At 55.2% G+C, this 25,512-nt stretch carries 24 protein-coding genes; 12 read left to right on the forward strand and 12 right to left on the reverse strand.

Annotation, left to right across the window (positions count from 1 at the left end; genetic code table 11):
- Positions 1–235 precede the first annotated feature (235 nt).
- The 3 genes from ACR0KG_RS18415 to ACR0KG_RS18425 are packed head-to-tail and all read right to left on the reverse strand — an operon-like array spanning position 236 to position 2,870.
- Positions 236–1,147, reverse strand: a complete 912-nt coding sequence (locus tag ACR0KG_RS18415; protein ID WP_480828088.1) for a PhzF family phenazine biosynthesis protein — start codon at positions 1,145–1,147, stop codon at positions 236–238.
- Between the two features lie 55 nt (positions 1,148–1,202).
- The gene (locus tag ACR0KG_RS18420) at positions 1,203–2,183 is read right to left on the reverse strand and encodes an alpha/beta fold hydrolase (RefSeq protein WP_480828089.1); all 981 of its coding nucleotides are present in this window, start codon (positions 2,181–2,183) and stop codon (positions 1,203–1,205) included.
- Between the two features lie 60 nt (positions 2,184–2,243).
- Positions 2,244–2,870 carry a pyridoxamine 5'-phosphate oxidase family protein gene (locus ACR0KG_RS18425; RefSeq protein ID WP_480828090.1) on the reverse strand — a complete coding sequence of 209 codons (627 nt, stop codon included), beginning with the start codon at positions 2,868–2,870 and terminating at the stop codon, positions 2,244–2,246.
- A gap of 82 nt (positions 2,871–2,952) precedes the next feature.
- On the opposite strand from ACR0KG_RS18425, the gene ACR0KG_RS18430 reads away from it, so the two are divergent.
- Positions 2,953–3,888 carry a LysR family transcriptional regulator gene (locus ACR0KG_RS18430; protein ID WP_480828091.1) on the forward strand — a complete coding sequence of 312 codons (936 nt, stop codon included), beginning with the start codon at positions 2,953–2,955 and terminating at the stop codon, positions 3,886–3,888.
- 47 nt (positions 3,889–3,935) lie between these two features.
- Here the strand turns inward: ACR0KG_RS18430 and ACR0KG_RS18435 are convergent, their stop codons facing one another.
- The 4 genes from ACR0KG_RS18435 to ACR0KG_RS18450 form a co-directional block, all read right to left on the reverse strand.
- On the reverse strand, positions 3,936–4,505 hold the full coding sequence (locus ACR0KG_RS18435; protein WP_480791218.1) for a carboxymuconolactone decarboxylase family protein: 570 nt from the start codon (positions 4,503–4,505) through the stop codon (positions 3,936–3,938).
- 135 nt (positions 4,506–4,640) lie between these two features.
- A complete protein-coding gene (locus ACR0KG_RS18440; RefSeq protein WP_480828092.1) occupies positions 4,641–5,126 on the reverse strand; it encodes a YHS domain-containing (seleno)protein in 486 nt (161 codons plus the stop codon).
- A 48-nt stretch (positions 5,127–5,174) separates the two neighbouring features.
- On the reverse strand, positions 5,175–6,041 hold the full coding sequence (locus tag ACR0KG_RS18445; protein WP_480796306.1) for a cysteine hydrolase family protein: 867 nt from the start codon (positions 6,039–6,041) through the stop codon (positions 5,175–5,177).
- Between the two features lie 161 nt (positions 6,042–6,202).
- The gene (locus ACR0KG_RS18450) at positions 6,203–7,213 is read right to left on the reverse strand and encodes an AraC family transcriptional regulator ligand-binding domain-containing protein (protein ID WP_480796305.1); all 1,011 of its coding nucleotides are present in this window, start codon (positions 7,211–7,213) and stop codon (positions 6,203–6,205) included.
- 194 nt (positions 7,214–7,407) lie between these two features.
- Here ACR0KG_RS18450 and ACR0KG_RS18455 point away from each other — a divergent pair, with 194 nt between their 5' ends.
- From ACR0KG_RS18455 to ACR0KG_RS18470, 4 genes are all read left to right on the forward strand, one after another.
- Entirely contained in the window at positions 7,408–8,280 is an 873-nt protein-coding gene (locus ACR0KG_RS18455; RefSeq protein ID WP_480828093.1) for a bile acid:sodium symporter family protein, read from the forward strand.
- Positions 8,281–9,197: 917 nt separating this feature from the next.
- Positions 9,198–12,158, forward strand: coding sequence for a tetratricopeptide repeat protein (locus ACR0KG_RS18460; protein ID WP_480828094.1), 2,961 nt, complete (start codon positions 9,198–9,200; stop codon positions 12,156–12,158).
- A 690-nt stretch (positions 12,159–12,848) separates the two neighbouring features.
- Positions 12,849–13,148, forward strand: coding sequence for a hypothetical protein (locus ACR0KG_RS18465; RefSeq protein WP_480828095.1), 300 nt, complete (start codon positions 12,849–12,851; stop codon positions 13,146–13,148).
- Between the two features lie 202 nt (positions 13,149–13,350).
- Positions 13,351–14,361 carry a hypothetical protein gene (locus ACR0KG_RS18470; protein ID WP_480550185.1) on the forward strand — a complete coding sequence of 337 codons (1,011 nt, stop codon included), beginning with the start codon at positions 13,351–13,353 and terminating at the stop codon, positions 14,359–14,361.
- Here ACR0KG_RS18470 and ACR0KG_RS18475 read toward each other — a convergent pair.
- Positions 14,312–15,889: a winged helix-turn-helix domain-containing tetratricopeptide repeat protein gene (locus tag ACR0KG_RS18475; protein WP_480550183.1), complete on the reverse strand. Its 1,578-nt coding sequence runs from the start codon at positions 15,887–15,889 to the stop codon at positions 14,312–14,314. The genes ACR0KG_RS18470 and ACR0KG_RS18475 overlap by 50 nt on opposite strands.
- Before the next feature lie 149 nt (positions 15,890–16,038).
- Here ACR0KG_RS18475 and ACR0KG_RS18480 point away from each other — a divergent pair, with 149 nt between their 5' ends.
- From ACR0KG_RS18480 to ACR0KG_RS18500, 5 genes are all read left to right on the forward strand, one after another.
- Entirely contained in the window at positions 16,039–16,971 is a 933-nt protein-coding gene (locus ACR0KG_RS18480; RefSeq protein ID WP_480550181.1) for a homocysteine S-methyltransferase family protein, read from the forward strand.
- Between the two features lie 115 nt (positions 16,972–17,086).
- On the forward strand, positions 17,087–17,761 hold the full coding sequence (locus ACR0KG_RS18485; protein ID WP_480828096.1) for a hypothetical protein: 675 nt from the start codon (positions 17,087–17,089) through the stop codon (positions 17,759–17,761).
- A gap of 81 nt (positions 17,762–17,842) precedes the next feature.
- Complete coding sequence (locus ACR0KG_RS18490; protein WP_480550177.1) at positions 17,843–18,454, forward strand: GNAT family N-acetyltransferase; 612 nt, start codon at positions 17,843–17,845, stop codon at positions 18,452–18,454.
- Positions 18,455–18,482: 28 nt separating this feature from the next.
- Positions 18,483–19,949, forward strand: coding sequence for a cytochrome-c peroxidase (locus ACR0KG_RS18495; RefSeq protein ID WP_480828097.1), 1,467 nt, complete (start codon positions 18,483–18,485; stop codon positions 19,947–19,949).
- A gap of 29 nt (positions 19,950–19,978) precedes the next feature.
- Positions 19,979–20,119: a hypothetical protein gene (locus ACR0KG_RS18500; protein ID WP_480828098.1), complete on the forward strand. Its 141-nt coding sequence runs from the start codon at positions 19,979–19,981 to the stop codon at positions 20,117–20,119.
- 380 nt (positions 20,120–20,499) lie between these two features.
- On the opposite strand, the gene ACR0KG_RS18505 is transcribed toward ACR0KG_RS18500, so the two are convergent.
- Positions 20,500–20,985, reverse strand: a complete 486-nt coding sequence (locus tag ACR0KG_RS18505; protein ID WP_480828099.1) for a GNAT family N-acetyltransferase — start codon at positions 20,983–20,985, stop codon at positions 20,500–20,502.
- Positions 20,986–21,269: 284 nt separating this feature from the next.
- Between ACR0KG_RS18505 and ACR0KG_RS18510 the strand changes: the two genes are divergently transcribed.
- Positions 21,270–21,563, forward strand: coding sequence for a hypothetical protein (locus ACR0KG_RS18510; RefSeq protein WP_480828100.1), 294 nt, complete (start codon positions 21,270–21,272; stop codon positions 21,561–21,563).
- 246 nt (positions 21,564–21,809) lie between these two features.
- A complete protein-coding gene (locus ACR0KG_RS18515; RefSeq protein WP_480828101.1) occupies positions 21,810–22,802 on the forward strand; it encodes a nitronate monooxygenase in 993 nt (330 codons plus the stop codon).
- Positions 22,803–22,999: 197 nt separating this feature from the next.
- On the opposite strand, the gene ACR0KG_RS18520 is transcribed toward ACR0KG_RS18515, so the two are convergent.
- The 3 genes from ACR0KG_RS18520 to ACR0KG_RS18530 all read right to left on the reverse strand — a co-directional run bounded on the left by ACR0KG_RS18520 (position 23,000) and on the right by ACR0KG_RS18530 (position 25,460).
- Positions 23,000–23,788: an alpha/beta fold hydrolase gene (locus ACR0KG_RS18520; protein WP_480828102.1), complete on the reverse strand. Its 789-nt coding sequence runs from the start codon at positions 23,786–23,788 to the stop codon at positions 23,000–23,002.
- Positions 23,789–23,810: 22 nt separating this feature from the next.
- Positions 23,811–24,566, reverse strand: a complete 756-nt coding sequence (mddA, locus tag ACR0KG_RS18525) for a methanethiol S-methyltransferase (protein WP_480828104.1) — start codon at positions 24,564–24,566, stop codon at positions 23,811–23,813.
- A gap of 147 nt (positions 24,567–24,713) precedes the next feature.
- A complete protein-coding gene (locus ACR0KG_RS18530; protein WP_480828105.1) occupies positions 24,714–25,460 on the reverse strand; it encodes a GNAT family N-acetyltransferase in 747 nt (248 codons plus the stop codon).
- Positions 25,461–25,512 lie beyond the last annotated feature (52 nt).

Genomic DNA, 25,512 nt, shown 5'->3' on the forward strand with positions numbered 1-25,512 from the left:
TTGGGTTTATGGCGAGATGCTGCGATGTCCCTAACGACTGCCTAGAGCCCAACCTAGTCATTACAAATTCTTGCTGCACGCGCTCGCAGCAAGATTTGTTCTTAAGGCAAGCAAGTATTCGTGTCACATTGCAATGGAAAACCAGACGTTCCGCCATCGGATGAATTCAGTGCCTAATTTCACCGTACGCGAAATTGGCAGCAAGCAAACATCACATTTGACTAGCTGTTTAACGCTAGAAAGCAATTCGAAGGGAGCGTTTAACCATGCCGTAGCCACCCGCCATCAGGCCGGAAATTGTTCCATTCTCGATGTCCAGATCAACTTTTATCAAGCTCGGACTCGCCGGGTTCATAAACACCCCTTGTTCGATTTGAAATGATCGTTGAGATGATCCGACAAAGTCGTGCAATACACACGCTAAAGGCCCCGCAGCCATCCCCGTCGCGGCTTCTTCTTCAATCGCATATCTGGGCGCAAACATGCGGGTTGTCGCGTCTCGATTGGTCGCTGATGGGTCTGTTGTAAAGACATAATAGCCGATCAGATCCAGTTGTTCGCTGATTTGTGTGATTTTGGCGAAATCTGGTTTCACCTTGGCAAGACCTTCGGCATCAGCGAGGCCGATAACAATGAAACTGTTGCCGGTATTGACCAAAACCGGTGGGATCTCCTGATCAAGTTGATGTCTGCTGATCCCAAGGGAGTTCAGTACATCGTCGATGCTTACACCCTTTTCCGCCCATTCCTCTGGTATCGCGTATTTTGGCGCCAGTTGTTCCATATAGGCGGCACCTTCTTTCATGAGTATGCGCCTCGGCCCATCAACCGTCTCCTTCGAGGTGTTGGGATTGGGAATCCGGCCTAGCGCATCAAGGCGCGAGAAGGCGGCGATTGTTGCGTGACCGCAATGAGCAATGCGCCGGTTTGGTGTGAAGAAATCAAGTTTGAAGCCTTCAGTCTCAGATCGAGAGACAAAGGCCGTTTCGGACAATCCAACCCTTGCCGCAACAGCTTGCATATCCTGTTCGCTCAATTCATCAGCGTCCAGGACGACGCCTGCGGGATTTCCTCCGGCGCCACCGTCGACAAAGCCGTGTACGATTTCCACTGTTACCTCTACGACAGTATTTGTTTGCGTACTCATTGACTTACTCCATGCGTGAGGCCGCACCTTTGAGCGCGGTGCGGCCAGTTTCACGTCAGTTGCTAGCGGTGGTGATGCGGTTCAGAAAGGCGGTCATCTGCGCCGCAATCTCGGGCCCATATTCTTCCAGCGCGAAGTGACCCGTATCGAGCAGATGAAACTCGAGATCATTCAGATCGCGTTGATAGGGATAGGCGCCTTCGACCGGAAAGATGTGATCATTTTTGCCCCACATCAGCAGCGCCGGGGGTTGATGTTCGCGAAACAGCGCTTGCCATTTTGGGTACTCGGCAACGTTGGTGCCGTAATCCAGAAAGAGTTCAAGTTGCACCTCTTGATTGCCATCGCGGTCAAGCAGGTATTGGACGTGCCAATAGTTATCCGGGCTGATCAACTCGGGTTTTTGAACTCCGTGGGTGAACTGCCATTTGGTGGCATCCAGAGTGAGGAATCCACGAAGCTGGTCGCCATTCTCTTGCGATGGCTCGGCCCAATAGGCTTTGATTGGATCCCAGAACTCGCGCAGCCCTTCTTCATAAGCATTCCCGTTTTGAATGATAAAGCCAGTGACTCGTTCGGGTTGTTCCGCAAACATACGGAAACCAACCGGGGCACCGTAATCCATCAGATAGACCGCGTATTGATCGATACCCTTCCGGTCGAGCAGCGCCGTCATCATTCCAGAGATATTTGCGAAAGAATACTCGAAGTTTTCGGCCATCGGCATGTCCGACGCGCCAAATCCGGGGAAATCGGGCGCGATCACGTGGTAGCTCTTCGCCAGTTCCGGGATAAGGTTACGGAACATATGCGAGGAAGTCGGAAAGCCATGAAGCAGCAGGACGGTGGGCCTGCTCGGATCTCCGGCCTCACGATAGGCGATACTGACTTCGTCGATTTGTTCGGTGCGGAAATAGACGGCCTGCGTGGCCTCAATTTCGGTCCCTGCTGCGATTGCAGGAACCGGTGCAATTGGCGCTGCGATTGAAAGCGCGAGGATGCTGGCGCTCAGGATGGATTTTAGATTGCGCGACATGGGTTTTTCCTTTCATTGGGTTACGGGGCGCGCGTCTGAACGCGCCAGGATTAACACCGGTCAGTTTTGCTGTCCGAGCGCCTCTTCGAGCCTTGCGTTTCGTGCTTTCAGCGCTGCCAGCTCAGTGCGAAACGGGGCCAGATAATCTTCAAACTCTTCAAAGGTCAGGCGTTGGGCGATGTGCTGCGGGCAGTTCCAGTCCATCGCTTCAAGCTTGATCACAACCGCCCGCTCCGGGTGAGCGCGATAGTCCGGCGCTCTCAGGCGCTGCATCAGGGCCGGATCGTCCTCGGCATCAATGATCATCGCCTGACCCCAGATCTTGAGGCGCTTCTGATTGGGGTAGTCCATCAGGATCAGCGAGATGCGGTCATTGCCCAGCAGGTTCCCGGTGCTGAGATACTGCCGGTTGCCGCGGAAATCAGCGTAGGCAAGTGTCCGTTCATCCAACACTTTCAGAAAACCCGCTGGGCCACCGCGGAATTGCACATAAGGCCAGCCGGTTTCTGAAACTGTGGCCTGATAGAAGCCGTCCCTTTGCGCGATGAAGCTGGCCTCAACCGGGCTGATCAGATCCTCGTGATGGATGCCTTCCAGAAACTTCGCGTAACCGTTCGCTGAACCATATTTGGCCTGCGTTTCGCGCACGGAAGGCGTGAAGCTGATCTCTGCAAAGGGTCGTGCCATCGAATTCTCCATCTCGGTCTGGGCGATGCCCTGGGACTGAGGTGAAGTTAATCAGAGCTTCAATGTTGCGGAATTCAGATACTTGGCAATATATTATTCCAAAATATGGAATAATGCTGTGGACAGATTTCAGGCGCTAAACGTCTTTGTGAAGGTGGCCGAGTTGAAAGGCTTTGCCGCGGCGGCTCGCCAACTCAACATGTCACCGCCAACAGTGACCCGAATGGTTTCCATGCTTGAGGACAGCCTGGGGATCCGTCTTTTTGTGCGCACCACGCGCTCGGTGATGCTGACTGATAGTGGACAAAGGTTTTTTGAGGATGCCAGACGTGTTTTGGCTGATCTTGAAGAGGCCGAGCGCGCGGCTTTCGGTTCCTATGCCGAACCAACCGGGGAACTAAGTGTCACCGCATCGGTCTTGTTTGGTCGTATGTTTGTCACTCCAATATTGGGCGAATTTTTGGATCAGTATCCAAAGCTCTCGGCGCGTACGCTCTATGTGGACCGCGTGGTCAATCTGATTGATGAGGGTCTCGACGTCGGGATCAGAATTGGCAACCTCGCTGATTCCAGTTTGATGGCTGTCAGGTGTGGTATGGTGAGGCAGTTCGTGTTTGCTTCCCGTAAATATCTTGACCAATATGGCGAACCAGACACGCCCGATGATTTATCCCGCCACGCAATCATTAATTCAACTGCCTTGAATGCATCGGCCCAATGGCATTTTCAACGGGGCAGAAAGACTGTCACCAAACGCATGAGCCCACGTATCAGCATGAACACAAATGACGCTGTGATCGAGTTGGCCTTGCAAGGTCATGGTGTTGGACGGCTTCTGTCCTATCAAGTGGCACCCTACATCGCAGATGGGCGGCTCAAGACTGTTCTAAAGTCGTATGAACCACCCGAGGTTCCCATCCATCTTGTGCATCAAGAGGGACGAACCGTGTCTGCGAAGGTGCGCGCCTTTGTCGATTTTGCAGTCGAGCGCCTCAAATCCAATCCCCTACTTGGCTAACACAGGAAACAGGTTTGAGCGCGCTACCATCAAAAGGCGAGTTTGCGCTATTCTGCCGCCGCTGTGACCGAGGCGGTCCATGCGTTTGGCACAAAGGCATCATCCAACGCGGTGTCCGCCACATGGTTCGTATAGTTCGACAGGGTTTTCAACGCTGTGCCGAGGATGACTTCCAGCATAGATTGGCGTGTGTAACCAGCCGTCAGAAACGCCTCGACCTGTGCGTCGCTGGGCCAGCCTCGGCTTTCGTTGATCACGATGGCGAATTTGCGCAGTGCTTCCAATTTGGGGTCGGCGATAGGGCTGCCATCGCGTAACGCTGCGATCACGTCTTCGGGGACACCGGCCATCTGTGAAAGAGTGGTATGGGCGGCCATGCAGTACTTGCACCCGTTCAACCGGTTGTTAGTCATAAGGATGATCTGGCGCTCAGTCTCTGAAAGGCTGGTCTTTCCGAAGATGTTGGAAAGTGTCGTATAGCCTTCCAGAATTGCGGGCGCTTCGGCCATGGCCGCATAAAGATTGGGCACGAAACCATACCCTTTCAGCGATGCTTCCAGAATTGGTTTCGCGGCTTCAGGGGCAGAGGCGATTGTATAGGTCTCAAAATCAGTCATGTCTGGCTTCCTTTGGGCAGAGCTTTCGACGCACGCGAATTGTGTGCGAGCGTGGCGTTTTGGAGAAATGCCGGTCTTTTGGGGAGGGGCGAGGCAGCGGTGGCTCCGACCGGCAAAAGCCACCAAATTCCTCAATCATAGACTGCCGACAGGCGTGTGGTGGATGTCTGCCCACTTGGCATGGGCGCCTTGAATCACGGTCTCTTTGTCCTCAAGGTACTTCTTGAAGATGTCCTCATTTACAAAGAGATAGAGCTTGTCGTCCACGATATCGGCATACCGAACATCGCCATCAAGCTTCTTGCCTACATAGACGCCAAAGGCGCAGAACCCGCCGAATTGAGGCAGATGTGCCGTCGGATCCGCTTCGAATGTAGCTTGCGCCGCTTGCGACGCAAAATAGTAGTCCACACCATCATGGGGCGACGTGTAAGTGGCGTTGCCCATCTCAGGATTCTCGGCTTCAAACATCGACACAGGATCGACGCCGTGCATGCCGAGGGGGTGTCCAGTCAGGGTAAGACTGTTCGAAACGTTGTATTCATCGTCGGCCAATGCCGCCGCCGCCAGGGCAAGAGTCAACGCTGCTGTAAGTGCGGGAAGTGTAAAGATGCGTGTCATGATATTTCCTTTCAGGATGTCAGGATCAAACTGGAAAGTCGGTTCGTGTCAGGCAGATTGGCCGATGCGCTTCACCGCGTCGTCGGTCCACCAGACGCCATTGGCGACCATGCGGAAATTGATGATGGCTGCGAGATACCCGTCACCTTCAGGCACTTTGGCCCCGGCCGTCGCGTCGCGAACGACAGCAACCTCATAGCCCAGTTCCAACAACTCATAGAGATGCGCTTGCGTGCAAAGGTTCGCGGACATCCCCGCAAGGATCACCTTGTCGATCTTGCGTTTGCGCAATTGCAGGTTCAGGTCGTTCTGGGCAGGGCTGTAAACCTTGTGGGGTGAACAGACGATGGTTTCGCCATCCTCGATGTACTTTTTGTATTGAGGCATCCAGTCGGCACCTGAGCCCTCAAAGTTGTCCAGGTTGAGTGGCCCGAGGCGGTCAAACATGCCGATGCTGTGCATCGTGGCTTCAAGCGTGCCTTCGAACTCCCACTTATGGTCATGCGGGTAGTAATAGTGCGGCGAGATGAAGACCGGCATCCCGGCTGCTTTGGCGGCGATGAAAAGCCGTTCGATATTGTCGACGGTGCCCTGTTCGGTCACGCTTTCACCAACGACGCCCCACGTCACACCGTCCTCGGACAGAAAATCGATCTGGGGGTCGGTCACCACAAGCGCGGTGCGCCCCGGTTCGATGGTCATGTCGATTTGGGGAAGGCCTGGGTTCTCCGGGTCAGCGTAAGTGGCACGAGCCTCTTCGGTTGCTGAAAGCGCCTGCCCACCAGCAACGATTGTTGTACCCGCCGCGGCAGCCCCAGCGGCTTGCGTCAGGAGTCGGCGGCGCGCCATGTCAACGCGTTCGGGCGTGACGTCGCAGCCGCAGCCGGCTTCATGTTTGTGGTCGTGATTGCTCATTGCAAATTTCCTTTGTCTGAGAGGGGCAAAGCGGTCTGCCTTACTCGGCAACGCCCCAAGTGGATCTGACAAAGAGGAAATTAAGCGCCACGTTGGCCGAGGTATTGGCAGGCCCTGCCAAGGTTTTGACCGAACCTGCCATGTGGTCTTGAGGTGCGCGCCTAGTCGGAGGTCGCTTGCTGCCGGAAACGAGCGGGTGCTTGGCCGACCCAACGCTTGAAGGCGCGGCTGAACGTGCTCTGTTCCGAAAACCCGGTCATAAAGGCGATCTCGGCTATGGAAGCCTTACCGTCACGCAGCAGGTCACGAGCAAGTGCAACTTGTGCCTGACCAAGAACGTCGCGATAGGTCAGCCCTTCCTCGGCCAACCTGCGGTAAAGCGTGCGCTCGCTCATTCCCATCTCTTGGGCGACATGCGCCGCCTGCGGTGCGCCGTTACTCAGGGCTGGCGTAAGTCGATGAACAAGTACGTTGCCCAGTGACATATCATCATCCAGAGAATTGAATTCCTCATCCAGATGTTTCGTCATGAAATCTGACAAGCCCGGGTCGCCAAGACGATTTACGCATTCCAGCATAGCGGGGCGCATCGCAATGGCGTTGTGGTCGCTCCCAAATTGAACCGGACACCCGAAATATTCGGCGTAGCGTTCCGGTTCTTGTCTGCAAGCATGCTGAAACGTGACATATGCGAGCGACAACCCATCACCCACAAACCGATGCATGTTCCTCGCAAAGGCCGCAAGCGCGCATTCGTTGCGCAGTTCCAAGGCAGCGCGATGTGATGTTTGCCCCTCAAAAATCCAAAGGACCGGATCGCCGGTTTCATCAAGTCTGTAAACTGCGGTGTCCGTTACGAGACGAAAATAACGCTCGATCCGTTGCAAAGATTGCCGCAAGGTCGGAGCTGTCTTTACGGCTAGGCCAAGGACGCCGAGATCATCGGTCGCAATCGCGTTCGCATAGGCCTCAACCAACGCGGCCTCGTCCGCTTGTTGCGCACGAATCCAATCGATCAGATCGAAATACGCATCATCCGCCAATTGGCCGTCTTGAGCTTCTGGTAAACGCAGCACGACAGCGCCATTCGAAATCAGGGCACCATCGTCGTTCAGCGTCATCCCGGCGGCGTTGGCCATCGCGCGGGCGAATGCGTAAGTTACACTTGCCATACAGTGAGATTAGCACTGGAAAGCTCTTTCACGCCAGATCGTCCAACCCTGTGATAGGTATAATAAATAAAGACAGCCTCGATCTTCGGGCGCTTGAGGATAAATGCGCCAAACTGATAAAACTCGTCATCAGGTTTTCTGAACGGTATCGTCCGAAAGCGTGCGGAAGCATGCAGTCATAGAGGTCATGGTAGATGGGCGAAATTTTCATATCTGTGCTGCTGCCGCTTGCAGTTGTTGTCATCATGTTCTGCCTTGGCCTCGGACTCACAACGACTGACTTTCAACGCATCGGACGACGTCCGCGGGCCTTTTGCGTAGGGGCTCTCAACCAGATCATTTTGCTGCCTTGCATCGCTTTGATGGTGACTTTTATCTTTGGGATTTCCGCTGAGACAGCCGTTGGAATCATGATTTTAGCGGCCTGTCCGGGCGGGGCGATCAGTAACATCGTGACCAAGCTTTCGAATTGGGATGTCGCTTTGTCCGTTACTCTTACAGCAGTCTTCAGTCTGACTTGTGTCGTTACCGTACCGCTCATCCTGGGGTTTTCGATGCAGATGTTCATGGGGGCAACTGCGCCCGCTATCGACATTTCGTCGACGGCTTTAGCAATGTTTTTTTTAACAGCTTCACCGATCCTAGTCGGGGTGATGGCGCGGTCCTTGGCGCCGCGAATTGTTGCCGCTGTCGAACCAATCTTTAGCAAGGTCTCCATGCTACTTTTTGCGGTGGTCATCGGAGGCGCGATCATTTCAAACTGGGTGGTGGTCGCGGATAACTACCTTAGGCTTGGACCCGCACTTTTTGTTGTAGGTGCGTCACTCACGTTTATTGGCATCATAAGTTCAGGGATGCTCGGATGCACAGACATCGAGGCGAAGACGATTTCAATTGAGACCGGCGTTCAAAACGGAGCTTTGGGAATCGCAATTGCCACCTTGCTGTTGCCTAACACCAATGGGTTAAGCGAATATGCCATCCCATCCGCAATTTATAGCGTGGTCTGGATCGTAACAATGTTGCCTGTCTTCGCTTTCCTTGCGCGAAGAAGCCCAATTTCATGATCCTGACGCCTATTTGCTAGCTCTGATTATGCGCTGAGCCAGGCCCCTTTGTTTCCATGCCAGAGTGCCATCTAGTCAAAGAGCGATCAAGGAGCTCCCAAGCCTTCTGTGGAACGGCCGCTTTGGCGATTTTCCCTGTTGAAGGTATAAGCTGTTGCTGCCAGTGCGGTGGATCCTGCGTCAGCGAAGGTGTAGTCTCCAAGGTCAGTTTTGTCCGCAATTCGCGGGTTCAGGCAGACTTTGATTTTGCGCTCGCAGCGAACAGCAGGTTCGACTGGCCGCGCCGCAGCATTGAGATTATAGGGTGAAGGTCCGGAAAGGGCCGTCCCTTGCCGAGCTAGTTGGGCTTGCCGATCAAATGCCGCGTTTTCTCCGGTGGCTGTAACGAACCCAAAGCAGACATTCGTCGTAAGGCGCCCTCGCAAGGTCGGCTTTGGGTTGCAAAAACTCTCAAAGAAGGCAGACTTGGCCACACTCCCCTGCAACTACCACAATTTCTCACAATGGCCCCGCCTCGCCGCACTACCGGACATCCCAGCCCAATCTTTGTGGATCGCGCTCCGCCGAAGCGAGTATTTGAAGATGCCGTCCGAAGTATTCCAAACGATGAATGCGTTCTGCGAGTTTGGTATGGAGCCGGCGGTCAGGGCAAAACTGCCTTGGCACGCGAACTATTCCGGATATCGGACGCCGAGTTCGATCCGAGCTACGGCCACATTCGGAGAGCCATGCTCGACTTACATGGCCGGGTCAAGACTGACCCAGATCGGTTGCTTGTTTGGATTCGCAACGCCTTTTCCCGGGCAGGGCTCATCTTTCCTGCATTTGATTTGGCCTTCGCTATCTTGTGGGAGCGAACTCGAGGAGATGAGCCGCTCCCCGTATTCGAGAACGCTTGGCTACACAGGGCAGGTCAATTGTCCACTGAAGTTGCTCCGGATCTAATAGGATTAAGCAGCGAGGTCGTAGAAGAGGTTGTTGAAGCAATCCCGGGATTGGGTTTTTTGTTGCGACGCGGTACCTCGTGGGCGTTCGAACGAGGAAAGCAAAGTTGGTTAAAACGTACGCGACCACAGCTTTCAGAGCTGTATCGTGACGGACGGTTGATTGAAGAGCACGAAATGTCTGAGCTGATGCCTTGGATGCTTTCTCAGGATCTCAATCAGCACCTATTGCGTCACCCTGAGGAACGTTTCGTTCTTTTTATCGACGAATATGAGCGAGTGAACGACGGCGCGGGAACGGGCGCACGCTGGGGCGAAAACCCTTTCGATGACCGAATGCGTTCATTTGTTGCAGAAACAAATGGTCTGTTGGCGTGCTTCTTTTCTCGAGAGCGTTTGTCATGGAGCGATGACTCCGATTGGCGTGACCTACTTGCGGATCACCAGTACTCATTGAGCGGTCTGCGTGCGCATGATGCCGAGCGATGGTTGGTCAAGGTGCCGGTGAAAGACGAGGCGATACGCAAGGCCATGATCGATGGTGCGCGGGAAAACACTGACGAGGCAGCCGACGTCTATCCGTTGATGCTAGACTTGCAGATTGCGCATTATCGGAACTTAGGTGACCAAGCCACAACGAAGGATTTCAACGTAAATGCGACCAAATTTGAGGGTCGGCGCCGCGAGCTCGTGAATCGACTGCTTCGAGACTACAGCGAAGGGATCCAGAGTGTGTTGCAGCGGCTACTGCTGGCCCAGAGATTCGACCGAGCAGCTTTTGAGCACGTTGTAAGAAAGTTCAACATTCCAGTTTCTTTAGATGCATACGACCAACTGGTAGACCTCTCAATACTGAATGAAGGGGACGATGGATGGTTAACTCCACATCGCGCGATCGCTGATGCGATCGTTACAGAATCCGATGAGCATCTGCACAATTCTACCCGGGCCGAATTGATCGAACACTTCGCCCGCCGTGCGAAACCCGAGTTGCCACGTGATGTTACGAATACGACGCTCGCTTGCCTTCAAGAGGCAGCCTCATTGCGCGTTACTTTCGCCTTAGAAGAATACGAACCGTGGCTCGCAGAAGCAACGGAGGTCATTAAGGCGGCAGGAAATGCCACTTTTTTGGAAATGATGTGGCGGCAGGCAGTAGATGTTTGTAAATCGGCGCTCGGAGAAGAGCACGAGCGCACGGCAAATTGCTACAACGGACTTGCAAACGCCCTCCAAAGCCAGGGGCGGCTGAGTGAAGCAGAAAGATTCTTCCGTCAACTGTTGGAGACTCGGCGCCATCTATACGGAGACGATCACATTGCAACGGGATCGGCATATAACAATCTCGCACTTGTCGTCGGTGACCAAGGCCGACTTGATGAAGCAAAGCAGCTTTTTCGCAAATCGCTTGAAATAAAAGGTGGGGAAGAGTCCGCTGAAAAAGCAAAAACCCTAAGTGGTCTTGCTGGAATTTTGCACGAGCAGGGTGAGCATAAGGAAGCGGAGGAGCTTTTTCGACAGGCTTTGAAGGTTTCCCAATCCGAATTAGGGAGGGATCATCCGGACATTAGTATGCATTACAACAATCTGGCCAACGCGGTGCAATCTCAGGGTCGTAATGAAGAGGCCGAGCTTTTGTATCTACAGTCTATCGAATTAGCAGAATCTCTATATGGCGAACAACACAAAGAAGTGGCGCTTACTTACCACAATCTTGCCTTTGCGCTGGCAGAACTGGAGCGGAATGCAGAAGTGGAAGAGGTTCTTCGAAAGGCTTTGACCATATTCGAAAATGCAGGCCATGAATGCCGGCTTCAAACTTCTACAGTTTGTAAAGCTTTTGCTGACTGGCTGCAAAGTCAAGGAAGGCAGGACGAGGCAAAGGATCTATTTCGTAAGGCATTGGATATAAAACTTCAATTTAGCAAACTTGACCCCTACAACGTTAGGCTGCAGCGCGAATTGATTGAGATAAATGTTAAGCTCGCCGAGGCTCAAGATGATCCAGAGACTCGATATAAATCAGCCTTGGATATATCCCGAATGCTTGAGGAGAAAGGGATCTCGAAATCTGATGACATCTGGAATGTAGGTTGGATTGAGCATCGCTTGCGGCATCTTACTGTTACAAACCTACCCAGAAGCCCAGCCAAATCAAGCGAGACTACTGCTCCACCGTTCAGGGAGGTTGTTGATTGGCCAATACTGCCAGCGTTCCATTCGGATTGGATAAATCTAAGCCCTGATGACGCAATTACTCCACTTTGTGTTGCGCGCATCGCCTTCCCGCAGGCGTTTTCAAAGGAGTACCAGTCAAGCCTTGTGGCTGTGCGGCAAGCTAGTCTAAGCTGCTTTCCCGATCATGTGGCCCGCGAGTTCTTATTTGCATCTTCGGGAGAATCACTGCGATCCCACCTTGGTATTTATGGTGGACCAAGGGCGCTTTGGATAGGTGGCGGGAAATATGAGGTCGAAAACTTTGTTGCATTGCAGCGCACCGTTGAGGAGGGAGGCGGACCCATTTTGAAGGTTTGCGACGCATCCCAAGCTGCGGACTACCTACGGTTTTACTGTGGTTGTGTACACGGGGAAGACGGGCCCTTCAGCGTTATTGAGCAGCCGGAACAACTACAAGATCGAGTCACTAATGGCGCCTCGCTTCCCAAAATAGTAACCCGCTTGACCAGACCGATTGTGGTCGAGCGTGTTGGAGAAGACTCTGGGACTCTATGGTGCTTAAGGGCAATTATCTCCTATTCCCACGCACTATTTGAAGCGCGCTTTGAATTGCTTAGAGATGGTAGCATTCTAATGATGGAACACTCTCCCTTGGCTGCCGATCTCCCATTGAGCGGCGAGTGTATTGAGGGTGGCTTTCGCGTAAAAAAGCCGCCGCATACAAGCGCTAAAAATGGAATCAAAGTGCGGCCTTAGGATTGCACAAAGTGATCTTGCCACCTTGATTGCAATAGAAGACTAAGAGGTTATAATCTCTATCAAAGAAATTCCCGGTAATCGATCGTTTTGGCAATTCCGAATCAAGAATTTCGACAACTGAATACTTCCGTTGAAGAATTGCTCGAACGTCGCTGTATCGACAACCGCTGATGTAGCCCTTTCGTGAGAGCAAAACCAACTAAACCGCACGCGAGAAAAGAGCGCCACCTATCTGGATAAAGTGGCGGCTCAAGTTAAGCATGCAGGCTTTGTTTTCTGAACAAAAAAGAAATTTGTCTGCCATCGGCAACCATGGAACAGAATAGGTTGATTGTGTAGAGGAGGATATAAGGGTGCAATGTCCCAGGCGAACGCGGACGTTCCGCCCAAAATTGCTCCTGCCGGCTCAGATCTTAAAACGGCAGAACACCTTGGCCGACGGGTCGCTGAGACTGCGCATCGTTGGCTTTCGGGCGAAATTATCGAAAGCGCAGCCGCCTGAGACAAGAGGTAGGAGAAAGAAGTTCTACCCTGAGGCGCCACTGTGAACGCGGGGATCAGGTGTCTAAGCAAATGGATCTCGCTTCGATCCCGACGGACATGTAAGCAGCCGGACATCATGACCGGCTGCAATCTATTCTACGGCTCAAAAAGCAAATTTTCCGATCAAAGCGCAGAATTCGAAGCATGAAAGAGGGTGTGCGGAAGTTCGTCTACCTAGGAACCGAGCATCCGCAGCGAATGTCTGCTCTGGCGGGCCGCAACGCAGGGATGGTCACCGCTTACCAATGGCAGGAATGGGCCGATAAGAGACATTCGACACCCAGCTGGCATTCTGCGGTCGCAGCCCGCATTCCGGTCATTCGCCGCATGTGCAAAATTTGGCACTGCTCGAACTCACAGATCGCGGACGAAGCCGCCTTACGCACCTGCGGCTATTGCTGGTGCAGCATTTGTTCGTATGTGCAGCGCGCTGAGCGCTGCTGATCCGCGATCGCATCCAAACCGGTCATTTGAAGGGTAAGATCTGACCGAAGTCGATACAGTTCTTTGGTTTCGGCTTGATCAGACCGGGAAGATGGTGAGCGACGCCCACAAACGCAGACGCCTGAAATTGAACACCACGACTACAGACATGACGCTAAGCTTTCCGGTGTTTTGGTGTAGGTTCGCAGTGTATCAGGAGAGAATGAGCAAACTACCGATCTTTCTGCCAATCGTTTTGGGCGCGGTTGTTATCAACACAATGCCCATGTGGCTGGCGGTGCTGGCGAGCGGTCCAAACCACTCGCAGACCCTGGCAGGCGGCCTTGCTAGCTGCGTGCTCCTTGCCGCTGCAGTAGCATGCGCTTTCCGGCTGCCGTATCCAATACCCGTCATGGCGCGCATTATTGTACCGCTCGCTTTTGCAGTTTTGGCAGCAGATGTGGATAAGCATCCGGTTGTCTTGGTGGTGACCTGTCTTGTTCTGGGCCTATCTTTGGGCGTGTTGACGCGATACGCACTTGTGCGCATGCCTGTAGGTAAAGTCTTGCAAGTATTGAGCACGGCATTCGCTATCGGGCTTTGCGTGTCCCTAATTGTCTATCTGGCGTTGCCGGTCATTCAGTTATCCCCGCTCTGGGTGCTCTGGACGTTGTCGCTGACTCTCTTTTCGGTTCGGCTCGACCGTCGGGAAGCAAACACCCTTTCGGGTTCTAAGCTATCGGGGTTTTCATTTGGGTATTTGCCTTTCTTTGCGCTGATGGGCGCGTATTGGAGTTTTATCGAGATTTATGCGACGTCGCTGGGGGACGATGGCAGCGTGGTCAATTGGCTTCTCGGCAGCTTGCTTGCGAGTGCTGTGGCATCTGCCTTGGCGTCCAGGGTTTCCAATCCGCTAATGCAACCCATCTGTCGATTTGCCTTGATCGCCGCCGCGCTTACCGGTGCCGCCAGCTATTGGGTGGTCACACCGATTTTGCTAGGGATGAGCATCGTTGCGAACGGGTTTTTCCTGTTTCTGTTCTTCCCGCTCTATCTCTCCTCACAAGAAGACCGCGCATCACAAGCGATGGCGCTCTATCTTCTTGGATTTGCATTCGGAGGGCTCTTGGGTGCTGCCCTAGTCGCGATCGGTGGCTACACGGCACTTGCTTTGGCAATCTTGCTTAGCCCACTTGCGGTTTGGATAGGTCGACCATTTCGGGTGGCAGGTTGACGACCAGCCCTGCTTTCTTCCAGCCGTCAAAAGCTTTGCGAACAAGCGGGCCCGCAAAGTAGTTGAACACCATCTCTTTGGGGATGTCCGCCTCGAAACTCGGAAGAATATCGAGAAGCGCATGTTTTGCCTTTTCTGCCGCGTCGAAGTTCCCCAACTCCGCATGAAACCAAACCTGATGTGCATGATACCACGGGAAGCCCGGCATCGGCACTTTCTCGATCTCCAGAAGTGCTGCTTGCCAGAAATCACCAAGGGCAAATCGCCAAGCGTGGGCGTAGTGATACCAGCCCGGGTGAATGGGACTAAGTTCAATAGCCTGATCGAGCAGCGGGATTGCGCGATCAAAATCGCCAAGAAACGCATGACAATGGCCGATCTCTGCGAGGATATCCGCATGGCCGGGATTGAGTTGCAATGCGATCTTGGATGTTTCCCTAAACCCGGACAGATCACCGGTATGGAACTGGCACAGTGCCAGCGCCATTCTGGCAAATCCGTTTTTTGGGTCACTTTCTGTGCCGCGTTGTGCGGCTTCAAGACCGAGTTGCGGTGCGTTCACGTTAGAGCGTTCGTTGACGTGATAGCGCCCCTCCTCCAGCAGAAGAAGGGCGAGCGCCGCCCATCCATCCGACGCCCGTGGATCGGCTTCAAGCAACACCGGCAAGCGCTCTCGCAATTCGAGGTGAATGGCGGGGTCATAGCTCCTGTAGAATTCGTAGAAGCGCGCGACCGCCGCATAGACATCCCAAGTTTGAGGCTGACCTGCCAATGCGCGGTGTTGGAAGCGCGTGGCCACTCCTTCGTGTGGCGTAGCAAGGCGACCGGCGATCAAAAGACCAACCTCGTCCTGTATATCAAAGATGTCGCTTGGGTCGGCTGCGCGGTCAAACTGCTCCATCAGCACAATCTCACCTGTTGCCACATCGGTGACCCGTACGGCGACACGCAGTCGCGCCGGCGACCGCCGCACACTTCCTTCAACAACAAAATCTACGCCGAAGCTTTGCGCAATGGCATTGTGATCCATTTTATGCGCCTGAACATGCATTGCTGTCAGATGCGACAGGACACTCAGACTGCGAAAACGGGTGAGGTTTGATGTTACCTCTTCGCTGAACCCGTCAGCTATGTGTTGATCGGCGCGTTCTGGGTTGAGACTGCGGAACGGAAGGATCAGAATGGTCGGCTGTTGTTTCTGATGGCCCGGCTGGGCATTTGTGCTTTCCGCCGTGGCAGCAAGCCGAAAGCCGACGCCATGCACGGTCTCTATGATACTCTGGCTAGTGCCTGTGTCCCCGACCGCGCGCCGGGCTTCTTTGATGGCTGTGGACAGCGTGGCATCGGTGATTATGCGGCCGTCCCAGACATTTGCAATCAGATCGTCCTTGCTGACGACCTGGCCATCGGCATCGACTAAAGCGCGCAGAATTCCCGCAGTCTGACGAGTCAGTTTCCGCAGGTCCGAGCCCAGCGAGACAGTCATCCGGTCAAAGTCGATCCGGGCATCTGAAACTACGATTTCCATACATCGATAGCTATCCGATCTTTGCTTACCCGAAAAGCTCTGCAAAATCTCAGGGTTTTCTCAGGTCAATCTCAAGCGATGCCCTCTTGGGTCCCTTAGGTCTCCGGTCAACGAACATGACCTGACGCGCCTAACCGAAAGGACACCAGATGAAATACCGCAACGCACTGCCGCAACTGGCCGGAAAACAGATGATCACGGATGGAGGTCTTGAAACCACGCTGATCTTCGATGAGGGCATCGACCTCCCGCTATTTGCGGCCTTCAAGGCGCTGGAGACAGACGCCGGAATGTTGGCCATGGAGGCATACATGGATCGTTTTGCCCGGATCGCTCTGGATGCAAAACGCGGCTTTATCATGGATACGCCGACATGGCGGGCAAGCGCCCGATGGGCCTCTGAAATGAGCATGTCGCATCACGATCTTGAGGCCGTTCATCGCGAGGCGGTGGCCACATTGACAGCGTTGCGGGCACGTTTTGAAACGGACCAGAGCCCTTTTGTCATCAACGGGGTGATCGGACCGCAGGATGATGGCTATGCTCCGACCCGGGTGCTGAGCGCCGAACAGGCTGAAATCTATCACCAAGCACAGGTCGGCTGGTTTGATCGGTTTGGCGCCGACATGGTGTCAGCCATCACCATGACTTACGCCGACGAAGCGATCGGGATCGCGAGTGCGGCCAAGTCGCTGAACATGCCGGTCTCCATCGCTTTTACGGTTGAAACTGACGGGCGTTTGCCATCTGGCCAATCACTTTCAGACGCGATCCGTGAGGTCGATGAGGCAACTGACGGATATCCCGCTTACTACATGATCAACTGCGCGCACCCCGATCATTTTGCCCATGTGCTGAACGGAAATTGGACAAAGCGAATCATGGGGTTACGCGCGAATGCCTCCCGGATGAGCCACGCCGAACTTGATGCAGCAGAGGCCTTGGACGACGGCGATCCGCAGGAGTTGGGTCAGCTTTATGCCGGTCTTTCAGTCCTTTTGCCAAACCTCACCGTGATGGGCGGATGCTGCGGAACGGACCATCGCCACGTGGCTGCGATCTGTGAGGCAACGACCTCCTGAACCCCAATTCCCGGACGCTACAGCGTTCCAAAACCAACAGCTGCGCGAGGGCACATCCCCCGCGTGATCTGTGAATACGACCTAAATCATAACTCAACTCCCGAAAGGAAAACACATGTTCAAATCAACTCTCTCCGCACTGGCCCTTCTGGCCTCAACTGGTTTCGCAATGGCCGATGGCGCGCCCATGTCCTTTGACGTTGCCGAAGATCTGACGCGCTTTGTTTTCGCAGCCGAGCCTGTCTTTGACGACGGCATGCCAGCGTATGGCAACTCTTTTGTCACCCAGGGCTACATCTACGAAGATGGCACGTTGGATGGTGGGGCCGAAGGCACACTTGCCGACGGCAGCCCGGCCTTTCCTGAAAAAGTCATTGGGCGCTGGACCTGTGATGGCTTCTTTGTCGGTGACGGCGCGCGCACGCTGACCGGTGCATGGGTCATCTCCCGTCAGGTATTCGAGTTCGACAGCGGAGAAGTGCTGATCAACCAGGGCGCAGAGATTGCCGATGTCGACCTGGCAGCGCCGCGTGCCATCACCGGCGGCACAGGGGCCTACGCGCATGTCGGTAGCGAGATGACGCAGACACTTCTGGGTATGACCGATGGCTACGGGGTGCGCCTGTCCATTGATATTCCAGCCAGAGACCAAGCGTCAGCCACGCCGCAACCCGAGCCCGAAAGCCGGGACAATGCCTATTCCGGGCGCATCGACGAAGGTGACCATACCGAATGGGATTCCGGGGTTCCGGTTGGACCTATCGACGCCAGCGTAGCGCCTACGTCCTAAGGCCTGTGCAAATCATCCCTGACCGGCACGCAGACGGTCAGGGACCTTTCCAATTGCTTTCAGGTGAAAAGGATCAATTCAATGAAAGACTTGCTCGAACATACTACGCGACTGGCGCAGCCCGATGATGCGGAAGACCTGGCCCGCCTTATCGACATCGCAGGAGAAGGCATTCCGTCATGGCTTTGGGCCAAAAACGCCGATGTTGGTCAGTCACCGCTCGATATCGGGATCAGCCGTGCCCGGCGCGAGACTGGCGGTTTTTCCTACAAGAATGCCTTGATTGCAGAGCGCTCAGGCGATGTGCTCGGGATGGTGCTGAGCTATCCGATAGATGTCGCAGCCGAAGACGATTCTGACGACCTGCCACCACCTATCGCGCCCTTCGTCGTGCTTGAGGCCCAATCCGTTGGCACCTGGTATGTAAACGCACTCGCCGTCCGCGCCGGTTCTCAAGGCGGTGGGATTGGCAGCGCCTTGCTGGAAGCTGCCGAAGAACACGCTGCCGAAGCGGGATACACCAAGCTGAGCATTCAGGTTTATGCTCAGAACACTGGTGCGGTCAGGTTGTATCACCGGCTTGGTTTCAAAACAGTCAGCCGTTCCCCCGTGCTCATGCATCCATGCCAGCCCTATTATACCGGCGATGTGTTGCTACTGCTCAAAACGATAGACGCCAGCGTTCTGGCCTAAGTCCTTACTTTATCGAAGGATACTATCTATGTTCTCCATGCGCTTTCTGATTTCATCTTCACTTTTTGCCCTAGGTTCGATCACGGGCGTCGTAGCAAAAAGTGACAACATCCCGGATCTTCCCGCTCCGCTGACAGACGACAGCTTTCTCCATAACGGCGCGCCAGATGACGCCATCTTCGATCTTGGCCGCAATCTCTTTTTCGACCCGATCCTCTCTGGCAATCAAAATATTTCCTGCGGCACCTGCCATGATCCTGCACTGGGGTCCGGCGACGGCCTCGCGCTTGGCATCGGCGAAGGTGGCATCGGCGCTGGCTCGGAACGGGCAACGCTCGATGCGGTGACGGGGCGCGTGCCACGCAATGCACAACCGCTTTGGAACATTGGTGCCCGGGAATACGTGTCGCTGTTCCACGATGGGCGCGTCGAGTGGCTGGACGACATGACCCGCATCCGCAATCCGGCAGACGCTGACCTTCCCAAAGATGTCACAAGTGTTCTGCAAGCCCAGGCCTTCTTTCCCGTGACGTCCCCTATCGAAATGGCCGGACAATATGGCGAGAACGCTGTCGCAAATGCTGCGTTCGTTGAAGACCGGCCAGAAGTCTGGGATCTTCTTGCCGCGCGTGTGGCCACCGTGCCGGACTACATGCGCATGCTCCGCACCGCTTATCCGGAAATTGGAGGGACTGAGGATGTGAAGTATCGCCATCTCGCCCAAGCGCTCGCGATGTTTCAGACGGTCGCTTTCCGGTCGGATGCGAGCCTTTTCGACGATGTCCTGCGCAGCGGAGATCTGTCGCTCCTTTCAAGCGAAGCGCAGAACGGGCTGTCCCTGTTTTATGGCAAAGCCAATTGCGCATCCTGTCATAGCGGCCCACTTCTTACTGACCACGCGTACCATGCAATCGCTGTCCCACAAATCGGCCCGGGAAAGGGACATGGGCGAGATTTCAGCTATATCGCCGCAACTGGTCTTTCCGGTCGTACCGAGGATGAGGGGCGTTATCGCGTCACTCGAGACGCCGATGATCTCTTCGCATTCCGGACACCGTCGCTTCGAAATGTCGAGCTTACCGGGCCGTGGGGTCACAGTGGTGCGTTCACCGATCTAGAGGACATGCTCCGCCATCACCTCGATCCACTGGCAAGTCTGGAGAAGTTCGATGTTGAAGGTACATATTTACCCCAGCTTGACCACGTTCAACGCCTCGCGGGCCGGGGGTCAGAATTTGGCTTTGCACCGCTCGATGAGGACAACCGCGAAGCATTCGATCTCAGGGACGGTTGGGTGATGGGGACACCCGCTCTCAGGGCCCGCATCGCTAGAGAAAACCAACTTTCGTCGCGGGACCTTACCGATCAGGAAATCCAACAACTGCTTGCGTTCCTTGCAGCCCTGACCGACCCAAGTGCAGAAGACCGTTCCCATCTCATACCGGAACATCTCCCATCAGGATTGCCTCCGCAACCAACCAAGCGTGATCCTTGAGCGCTCAATGCTCGCTGCGGCTTGTTGGTATGACCGCTTTTCCCGCAGCGCTGTCGCAGCAAATTCCGCGCTGCGAGCGCGCGCAGCGAGAAATCGAGACTTCTGCTGTGGGCTCGGAGCGGCCGTTCGCCGCGCACCGCCGGAATGTCCGCATCGAGCTCAACCTGTGAATTCGAGTTTTATGCCGCGTGCGCACGCCGCGTAGAAATCGCTGCAACTGCGTCAATCTCGATGCTGCTGTGCGGCGGGAATACCGGCCATTCATACAAACCGCAGCGGACACCACGCACTCAAGGATCCAGTTGCGGGACTTTGCTACCTCTTGCTTTCGCGTCTATTGCAAACGCAGCAATCGCTCGCATGTGCAGTACCATTTTTGACGCAGCGTAGCGCGAGTCGCCAATCCGGTCATATGCGGGTGTCGATTTCGCCCGAACCGGGACTGCACTTTCGCTGCGACCAGGTTGGACAAACGAGACGCTGAGTGGACTGCCCATCGCTTCAGATTCTCGAAGGTCTGCTCATCGAGAGATTATGCCGACACAATGCGTCAGGCCCGAACAGCCCCGTCGAGGCGTTTCTCCATTACGAAGTTGGTTAGTGCCACGCCCTTCCGCTCAACTTGTTGCTCTTGCACGACCGTCCATCCCTGCTGCTCGAAGAGCCCCCGCACCAAATGGCTTGCTTCGGAGAAAAGGCGTTCGATCCTCGCCTCGCGTGCCAATGCTTCAATTTGCGCATAGAGACGGCCGCCGACGCCTCGCCGCTGATGAGCGGGGTCAACAAAAGCGAGGTCAATGTAGCCGTCTTCAGCGAGCGTCATGAAGCCTACCGGCCGCGCAGCACTGCGCGCCACCAATGTTCGCGGCACCGTGAGACGGGAAATCCAGTTTGGTCCAGATGGAACCGTCGATGCCCAGGCTCGAAGCTGTTCAGCATCATAGAATTCGGCTGCTCCCTTGCGCACCGCGTTGAAGAAGATGATACCAAGCTGATCCGCTTCGGCGGGGTCGAAAGAACCGATCTCGATGGACATGTCATGCATGCCTCAGATTTTGCATGAAACGGCAAGCAGAGGAAGGACCATCACGCATTTTGGGCTGATATAGTTAAGAACTCCACATTCGCCGCGTTGGTCACGAGCAGCCGGTTCGGGGATCAGCGACGCTTGCGGCTATCCGCGCCAACTGGTCAGGTGCGGACAAAGTGTCAGCCGCGCGCTTCTTCGCGTAGGAAAGGCTCTGGGCTATCCACTTCCACAAGACAGTTGCCGCGAATCTGCCAAAACCGATTGCCAACATTTCGCAAGAAACTTCGATCATGGCTGACCAGAAGACAAGTTGTGTGGTGTTTGATGAGTTCCGCCTCCAGGGCCTCCTGACCTTCGATGTCGAGATGATTCGTTGGTTCGTCCAACAGGTAGAAATTTGGGATCCTAAGGCGGAACAGCTGCTTGGTAAAGAACATGTTCTGCGTGTCCGCGAAGCTTCGCGTTTTCAGCGCTTGCGGCTTGTCCTCCAGTTAATGAGTATCCAGCGGGAAACTCCGGTCAGCAACGCCGATTTCGAAGTACAGGCGTGTTTGATCAGGCAGTGGCTGACCGCTCCGGGATGATTTTTGATCCTCGTTCCGTGGCGTAGATTTGGTGTGCTCGACCATGCAATTCGCACTAATGAGGGTATCCCTGTCATCCTTGAAAGGCGACCCAGCAGTTGAAGCAACGACGACATTCGGTACCGAAACGCCAAGGTCAGTCGTGCGGACCTGGTACGCCATTTGCTTGCGTGCTGCGTTCGGAGGTGACACAGCGAGACCGAGGTGATTTGATCCGGGCAGGTAGTAAGGCCAAGGAAACGCGAGATGATCGAAACCAGTTTTACCAGGATGCTGGGCGTGCGACATCCGATCGTGCTGGCGCCGATGTGCGGTATGGCAACGGGCGAAATGGCAGGGGCGGTTGCCCGGGCCGGCGGTCTCGGACTGATCGGCGTCGGTTCGCAGATGCTGTTTGATGCTGCATGGGTGCTTGACCAATTTACCCAGGCCAAAAGGAACAGCCAGAACTATACAGAGGGTGCGCTTGGCCTCGGTTACATCACATGCTTTCTGAGCCCGTCCGATCCGACGTTTAAGGCCGGTCTTTCGCTTGCGCCTGATGTCATCTTTCTGGCCTATGGGGACGATGTCGGACCCTACATCGAGATGTCACAGGCCGCTGGTGCCATAGTTATCTGTCAAGTCCACGGAATTTCACAAGCACTGCGGGTCGCCGAAGCAGGCGCTGATATCATCGCGATCCAAGGCTGTGATGCGGGAGGGCACGGACAACAACATCATGCGGCTTCCATCACAACGCTTGTCCCGCAAATCGCCGATGTAATCGATCCTGACATCCCGCTCCTTGCTGCCGGCGGTATCGTTGACGGTCGTGGTCTTGCGTCGGCGCTGGTCCTGGGAGCAGGTGGCGCAGTCATCGGCAGTCGTTTTGTGGTGGCGCAAGAGTCGAAAGCGGCCGGAGCTTTCAAAGCGCGGATTCTGGAGGCAGAACCGTCCAATGGCGGGACCATCGTCAGTTCCAGTTTCGATCTATTGAGCGGAATTAACTGGCCGATCGATTACCGTCAAGGACGCGCTTTGGCGGACAGTCAAGCCGTTGCGCGTTTCCACCGTGCCATTGGCGCCGAGCAGCTTCATCCTTCGCAAAAAGACAAGGACTGGTACAAGTTATCGGGATATGACACGCGGGCCGTCTGGGTGAACAACGCGGTCGGGATGATCGACGAGGCATCAACCGCAGAGGCCATCACCCTGAGTATTGCGACGCAGGCAAGGAAGCTTCTTAACAGCTTTTGAGCTGCTTGGCGCCCGGGCCAGCCCCGCAATATCCGAACCAGGCATTCGCCGTCCAACGGACAGCCCGTTCGCATCTGCGCCAGACCGTTGTGTGCACCCGCAGTTCGTCCCTTTGGCACCGAAGACTACAACGGCAGCGTCGGCGCATCCCGGTACGGGCAGACCTTCTGCCCTTAGGATATTCGCCACCGGGCACACTAGGCCGCATAGCTCACGTCTGGAGCACTGAGGTCTCCCGAGTGCTGCATGGCTTCAATGAGACATTTTTTGATATACCCAGCAATGCGCCCGGAATCCGTAAGTGGAGACAGATGGCCGTATCCGGCAAGCCAGATGTGTTGGACCTGACTATGAACCGCAGTGAGCTGTGTGGCCATGCTCTCCGTTGCCGCCGGAGACTCGCTGCCCCACATGGCCGTGATTTGACACGTCTGGGCTGTGCCTCGCATATTCCACATGCCAGCCTCGATCTCGCTGAAGTCCCGTCTCAGGGTTGGTACTTGCATGATAAGTCGCTGTTTTTGGACGGGTGTCAGACGTTCCCAGCTACCCGCGCCGCCCCAAAAGTCCAGAAAGTAGCGCATAAAGGAGTTCGGCTGACCCATACCATGCTGTTGCCAGATAGTGCCGAGAGCGCGTGGCAAGATGCTTTGTCGCACGATCAGCGGGTCATAGAGCGTGAGACTTTGAACTGCATCCGGCCGCACCTCGGCCAACCGAAGTGCCACCGCGCCGCCTAGGGAATGGCCGACCACGTGGACCGGGCGGCCAATCTCAGAGACCACGTTGCACAGCCAAGTGAGCCGGTCCGTCTGGTCTGTACCCCTGGTGCCGTAGCCGGGCAGATCGGGAGCAATGACCTCGGCGTTACCGGTCATTGCCTCATTCAAAGAGCGCCATTGTTTGCTGGTGCTGGCCGAGCCGTGAAGGGCCAGCACAACAGCACTTTTTCTATCGATATCCTCGCAGGGAATATTATAGTTCATTCTGAAATCTCCTTGGTGGGCTCTATGCAAGATCACGAACGCGCGCCCGAGACAGGGGGATCAGTCGGGGAATGAGCATTGGCACCTGCGTCTGATAAGCGCGGTAGACATCGCCGAATTCGCGCACCAACGACCGTTCCTCGAACCACAGGCCAATCATCACATACAGCGTCATCAACCCGGCGAAGAGCAGGTGGCCCAGTGTCATATGCGGTGTCGCAAAGAGCAGCAGGATGACGCCGAGCTGCATCGGATGGCGTACGAAACGATAGAGGAACGGCACCCGGAATCGCGGCTTGGGCATGGGCCGGTGTGTATTGGCCGACCAAATCTGACGCAGACCAAAAAGCTCGAAATGGTCGATCAGAAACGTCGACAGAAGCACCAAGAAGACGCCGAGCGCAAAAATGCCGTAGCAGACCCAGACGAATACGCCATCGACCACCCAAAGTGTCGTCGGGATGGGCTGCCATTGCCACACGGCCAGGCCCAGAAAAAGCGCCGATTGCACGACATATGTACTACGTTCAGCGTCTGCCGGGATGATTTGTGTCCACCATGCCTTGAAGCGGGCGCGGGCCATGAGACTGTGGAAAAATCCGAACAGAAAGACGAGGCCGGTATTGACGGCAATTGCCTGCCAGACCGGTCCCGTGGGCCCGTTGTTGATGGTTTGAGGGAGCGGCAGTTCGAGCAGGAAGCCAAGCATGTAAAGGAAGGCGACATTGAACCCGATATAGGCGCCGATGCCGTAAAGGATGAGACCAGGCCGTTTCATAGAAATCTCCGAGGTGCTATTGGTTGCGTGACATCGGCCTTGGCAAAGGTTCCGCCGCCGACAGATGTGTCGTACGGGCTGGCCGTCTGTGTCGCTTGAGGTTGATCTGAAGATTTCCTGAGGATTGTGCGGGGAAACGCGTCCGAGCTAGAACGCGCGACCCTCTTTCAAGTCGGCGGTGGCACATGAGATCTGCGCGCGCGTCGCCGCGATCTTTTCAGCGTCCCAACATGTAAGCTGCATGGATGTGAGGAGGCGAAAGCCGAGACGCTGGTAAAGCGCAATGGCCCCGTGATTAGACGCGTAGGTGTGCAGAAACGGCTCGTCACCCTCGGCTCTGATTCGCGCTGCCATGTGCAGCACCAAGGCGGTGCCAAGCCCGCGGGACTGGTATTCGGGCGCCACACAAACCGCGCTGATCTCAGTATATCCCGGCAACTTGAAGCGTTGACCTGCCATGGCAATCAGGCGACCGTGATGCTTCACGCCGATGAAGTCACCCAACTGGTGGGTGCGCCATTCGAACGGTCCGGGACGGGTGTGTCGCGCAAGTTCCAGCATCTGGTGTGCATCATCTTCTCCGAGATCCACAATGTCAGGGTCTGCCGTGGGGAGGACGACGCGTTCGGCGACCATTTGCACGCCCATATCCGTCGGCAAGAAAGGTGCGCCAAAGAGGCATGTGCGTTCTGCCGTTACCAAAGGTATCTCGGACCCTGCAACAAGTGTGAGGAAATCGTCGATCTCTTTTGGCGAGGCGCCGGCGAGTGCGGCGAAAGGCCCGTAGTCCGCGTCCATCATGCACGCGGTGCCGTGAGATCGAGCGACGTCCCGGTGATGGGTTACGAGGGACCACCAAACCGGATTGTCCAGCATCGTGGCGTTTTGGTACATCTCATTTGCCTTCTGTTCACAATATGGCTGCGCGGTTCGGTGCGGTGTCACA

It is taken from the genome of Ruegeria sp. H4 (genome assembly GCF_056533065.1).

Coding starts and splice junctions, on each gene's coding strand:
- ACR0KG_RS18415 (WP_480828088.1), bottom strand. CDS start 1,147: ATGAGTACGCAAACAAATACTGTCGTAGAGGTAACAGTGGAAATCGTA.
- ACR0KG_RS18420 (WP_480828089.1), bottom strand. CDS start 2,183: ATGTCGCGCAATCTAAAATCCATCCTGAGCGCCAGCATCCTCGCGCTT.
- ACR0KG_RS18425 (WP_480828090.1), bottom strand. CDS start 2,870: ATGGCACGACCCTTTGCAGAGATCAGCTTCACGCCTTCCGTGCGCGAA.
- ACR0KG_RS18435 (WP_480791218.1), bottom strand. CDS start 4,505: ATGACTGATTTTGAGACCTATACAATCGCCTCTGCCCCTGAAGCCGCG.
- ACR0KG_RS18440 (WP_480828092.1), bottom strand. CDS start 5,126: ATGACACGCATCTTTACACTTCCCGCACTTACAGCAGCGTTGACTCTT.
- ACR0KG_RS18445 (WP_480796306.1), bottom strand. CDS start 6,041: ATGAGCAATCACGACCACAAACATGAAGCCGGCTGCGGCTGCGACGTC.
- ACR0KG_RS18450 (WP_480796305.1), bottom strand. CDS start 7,213: ATGGCAAGTGTAACTTACGCATTCGCCCGCGCGATGGCCAACGCCGCC.
- ACR0KG_RS18455 (WP_480828093.1), top strand. CDS start 7,408: ATGGGCGAAATTTTCATATCTGTGCTGCTGCCGCTTGCAGTTGTTGTC.
- ACR0KG_RS18465 (WP_480828095.1), top strand. CDS start 12,849: ATGAAAGAGGGTGTGCGGAAGTTCGTCTACCTAGGAACCGAGCATCCG.
- ACR0KG_RS18470 (WP_480550185.1), top strand. CDS start 13,351: ATGAGCAAACTACCGATCTTTCTGCCAATCGTTTTGGGCGCGGTTGTT.
- ACR0KG_RS18475 (WP_480550183.1), bottom strand. CDS start 15,889: ATGGAAATCGTAGTTTCAGATGCCCGGATCGACTTTGACCGGATGACT.
- ACR0KG_RS18480 (WP_480550181.1), top strand. CDS start 16,039: ATGAAATACCGCAACGCACTGCCGCAACTGGCCGGAAAACAGATGATC.
- ACR0KG_RS18485 (WP_480828096.1), top strand. CDS start 17,087: ATGTTCAAATCAACTCTCTCCGCACTGGCCCTTCTGGCCTCAACTGGT.
- ACR0KG_RS18490 (WP_480550177.1), top strand. CDS start 17,843: ATGAAAGACTTGCTCGAACATACTACGCGACTGGCGCAGCCCGATGAT.
- ACR0KG_RS18495 (WP_480828097.1), top strand. CDS start 18,483: ATGTTCTCCATGCGCTTTCTGATTTCATCTTCACTTTTTGCCCTAGGT.
- ACR0KG_RS18500 (WP_480828098.1), top strand. CDS start 19,979: ATGACCGCTTTTCCCGCAGCGCTGTCGCAGCAAATTCCGCGCTGCGAG.
- ACR0KG_RS18505 (WP_480828099.1), bottom strand. CDS start 20,985: ATGTCCATCGAGATCGGTTCTTTCGACCCCGCCGAAGCGGATCAGCTT.
- ACR0KG_RS18510 (WP_480828100.1), top strand. CDS start 21,270: ATGGCTGACCAGAAGACAAGTTGTGTGGTGTTTGATGAGTTCCGCCTC.
- ACR0KG_RS18515 (WP_480828101.1), top strand. CDS start 21,810: ATGATCGAAACCAGTTTTACCAGGATGCTGGGCGTGCGACATCCGATC.
- ACR0KG_RS18520 (WP_480828102.1), bottom strand. CDS start 23,788: ATGAACTATAATATTCCCTGCGAGGATATCGATAGAAAAAGTGCTGTT.
- mddA (WP_480828104.1), bottom strand. CDS start 24,566: ATGAAACGGCCTGGTCTCATCCTTTACGGCATCGGCGCCTATATCGGG.
- ACR0KG_RS18530 (WP_480828105.1), bottom strand. CDS start 25,460: ATGTACCAAAACGCCACGATGCTGGACAATCCGGTTTGGTGGTCCCTC.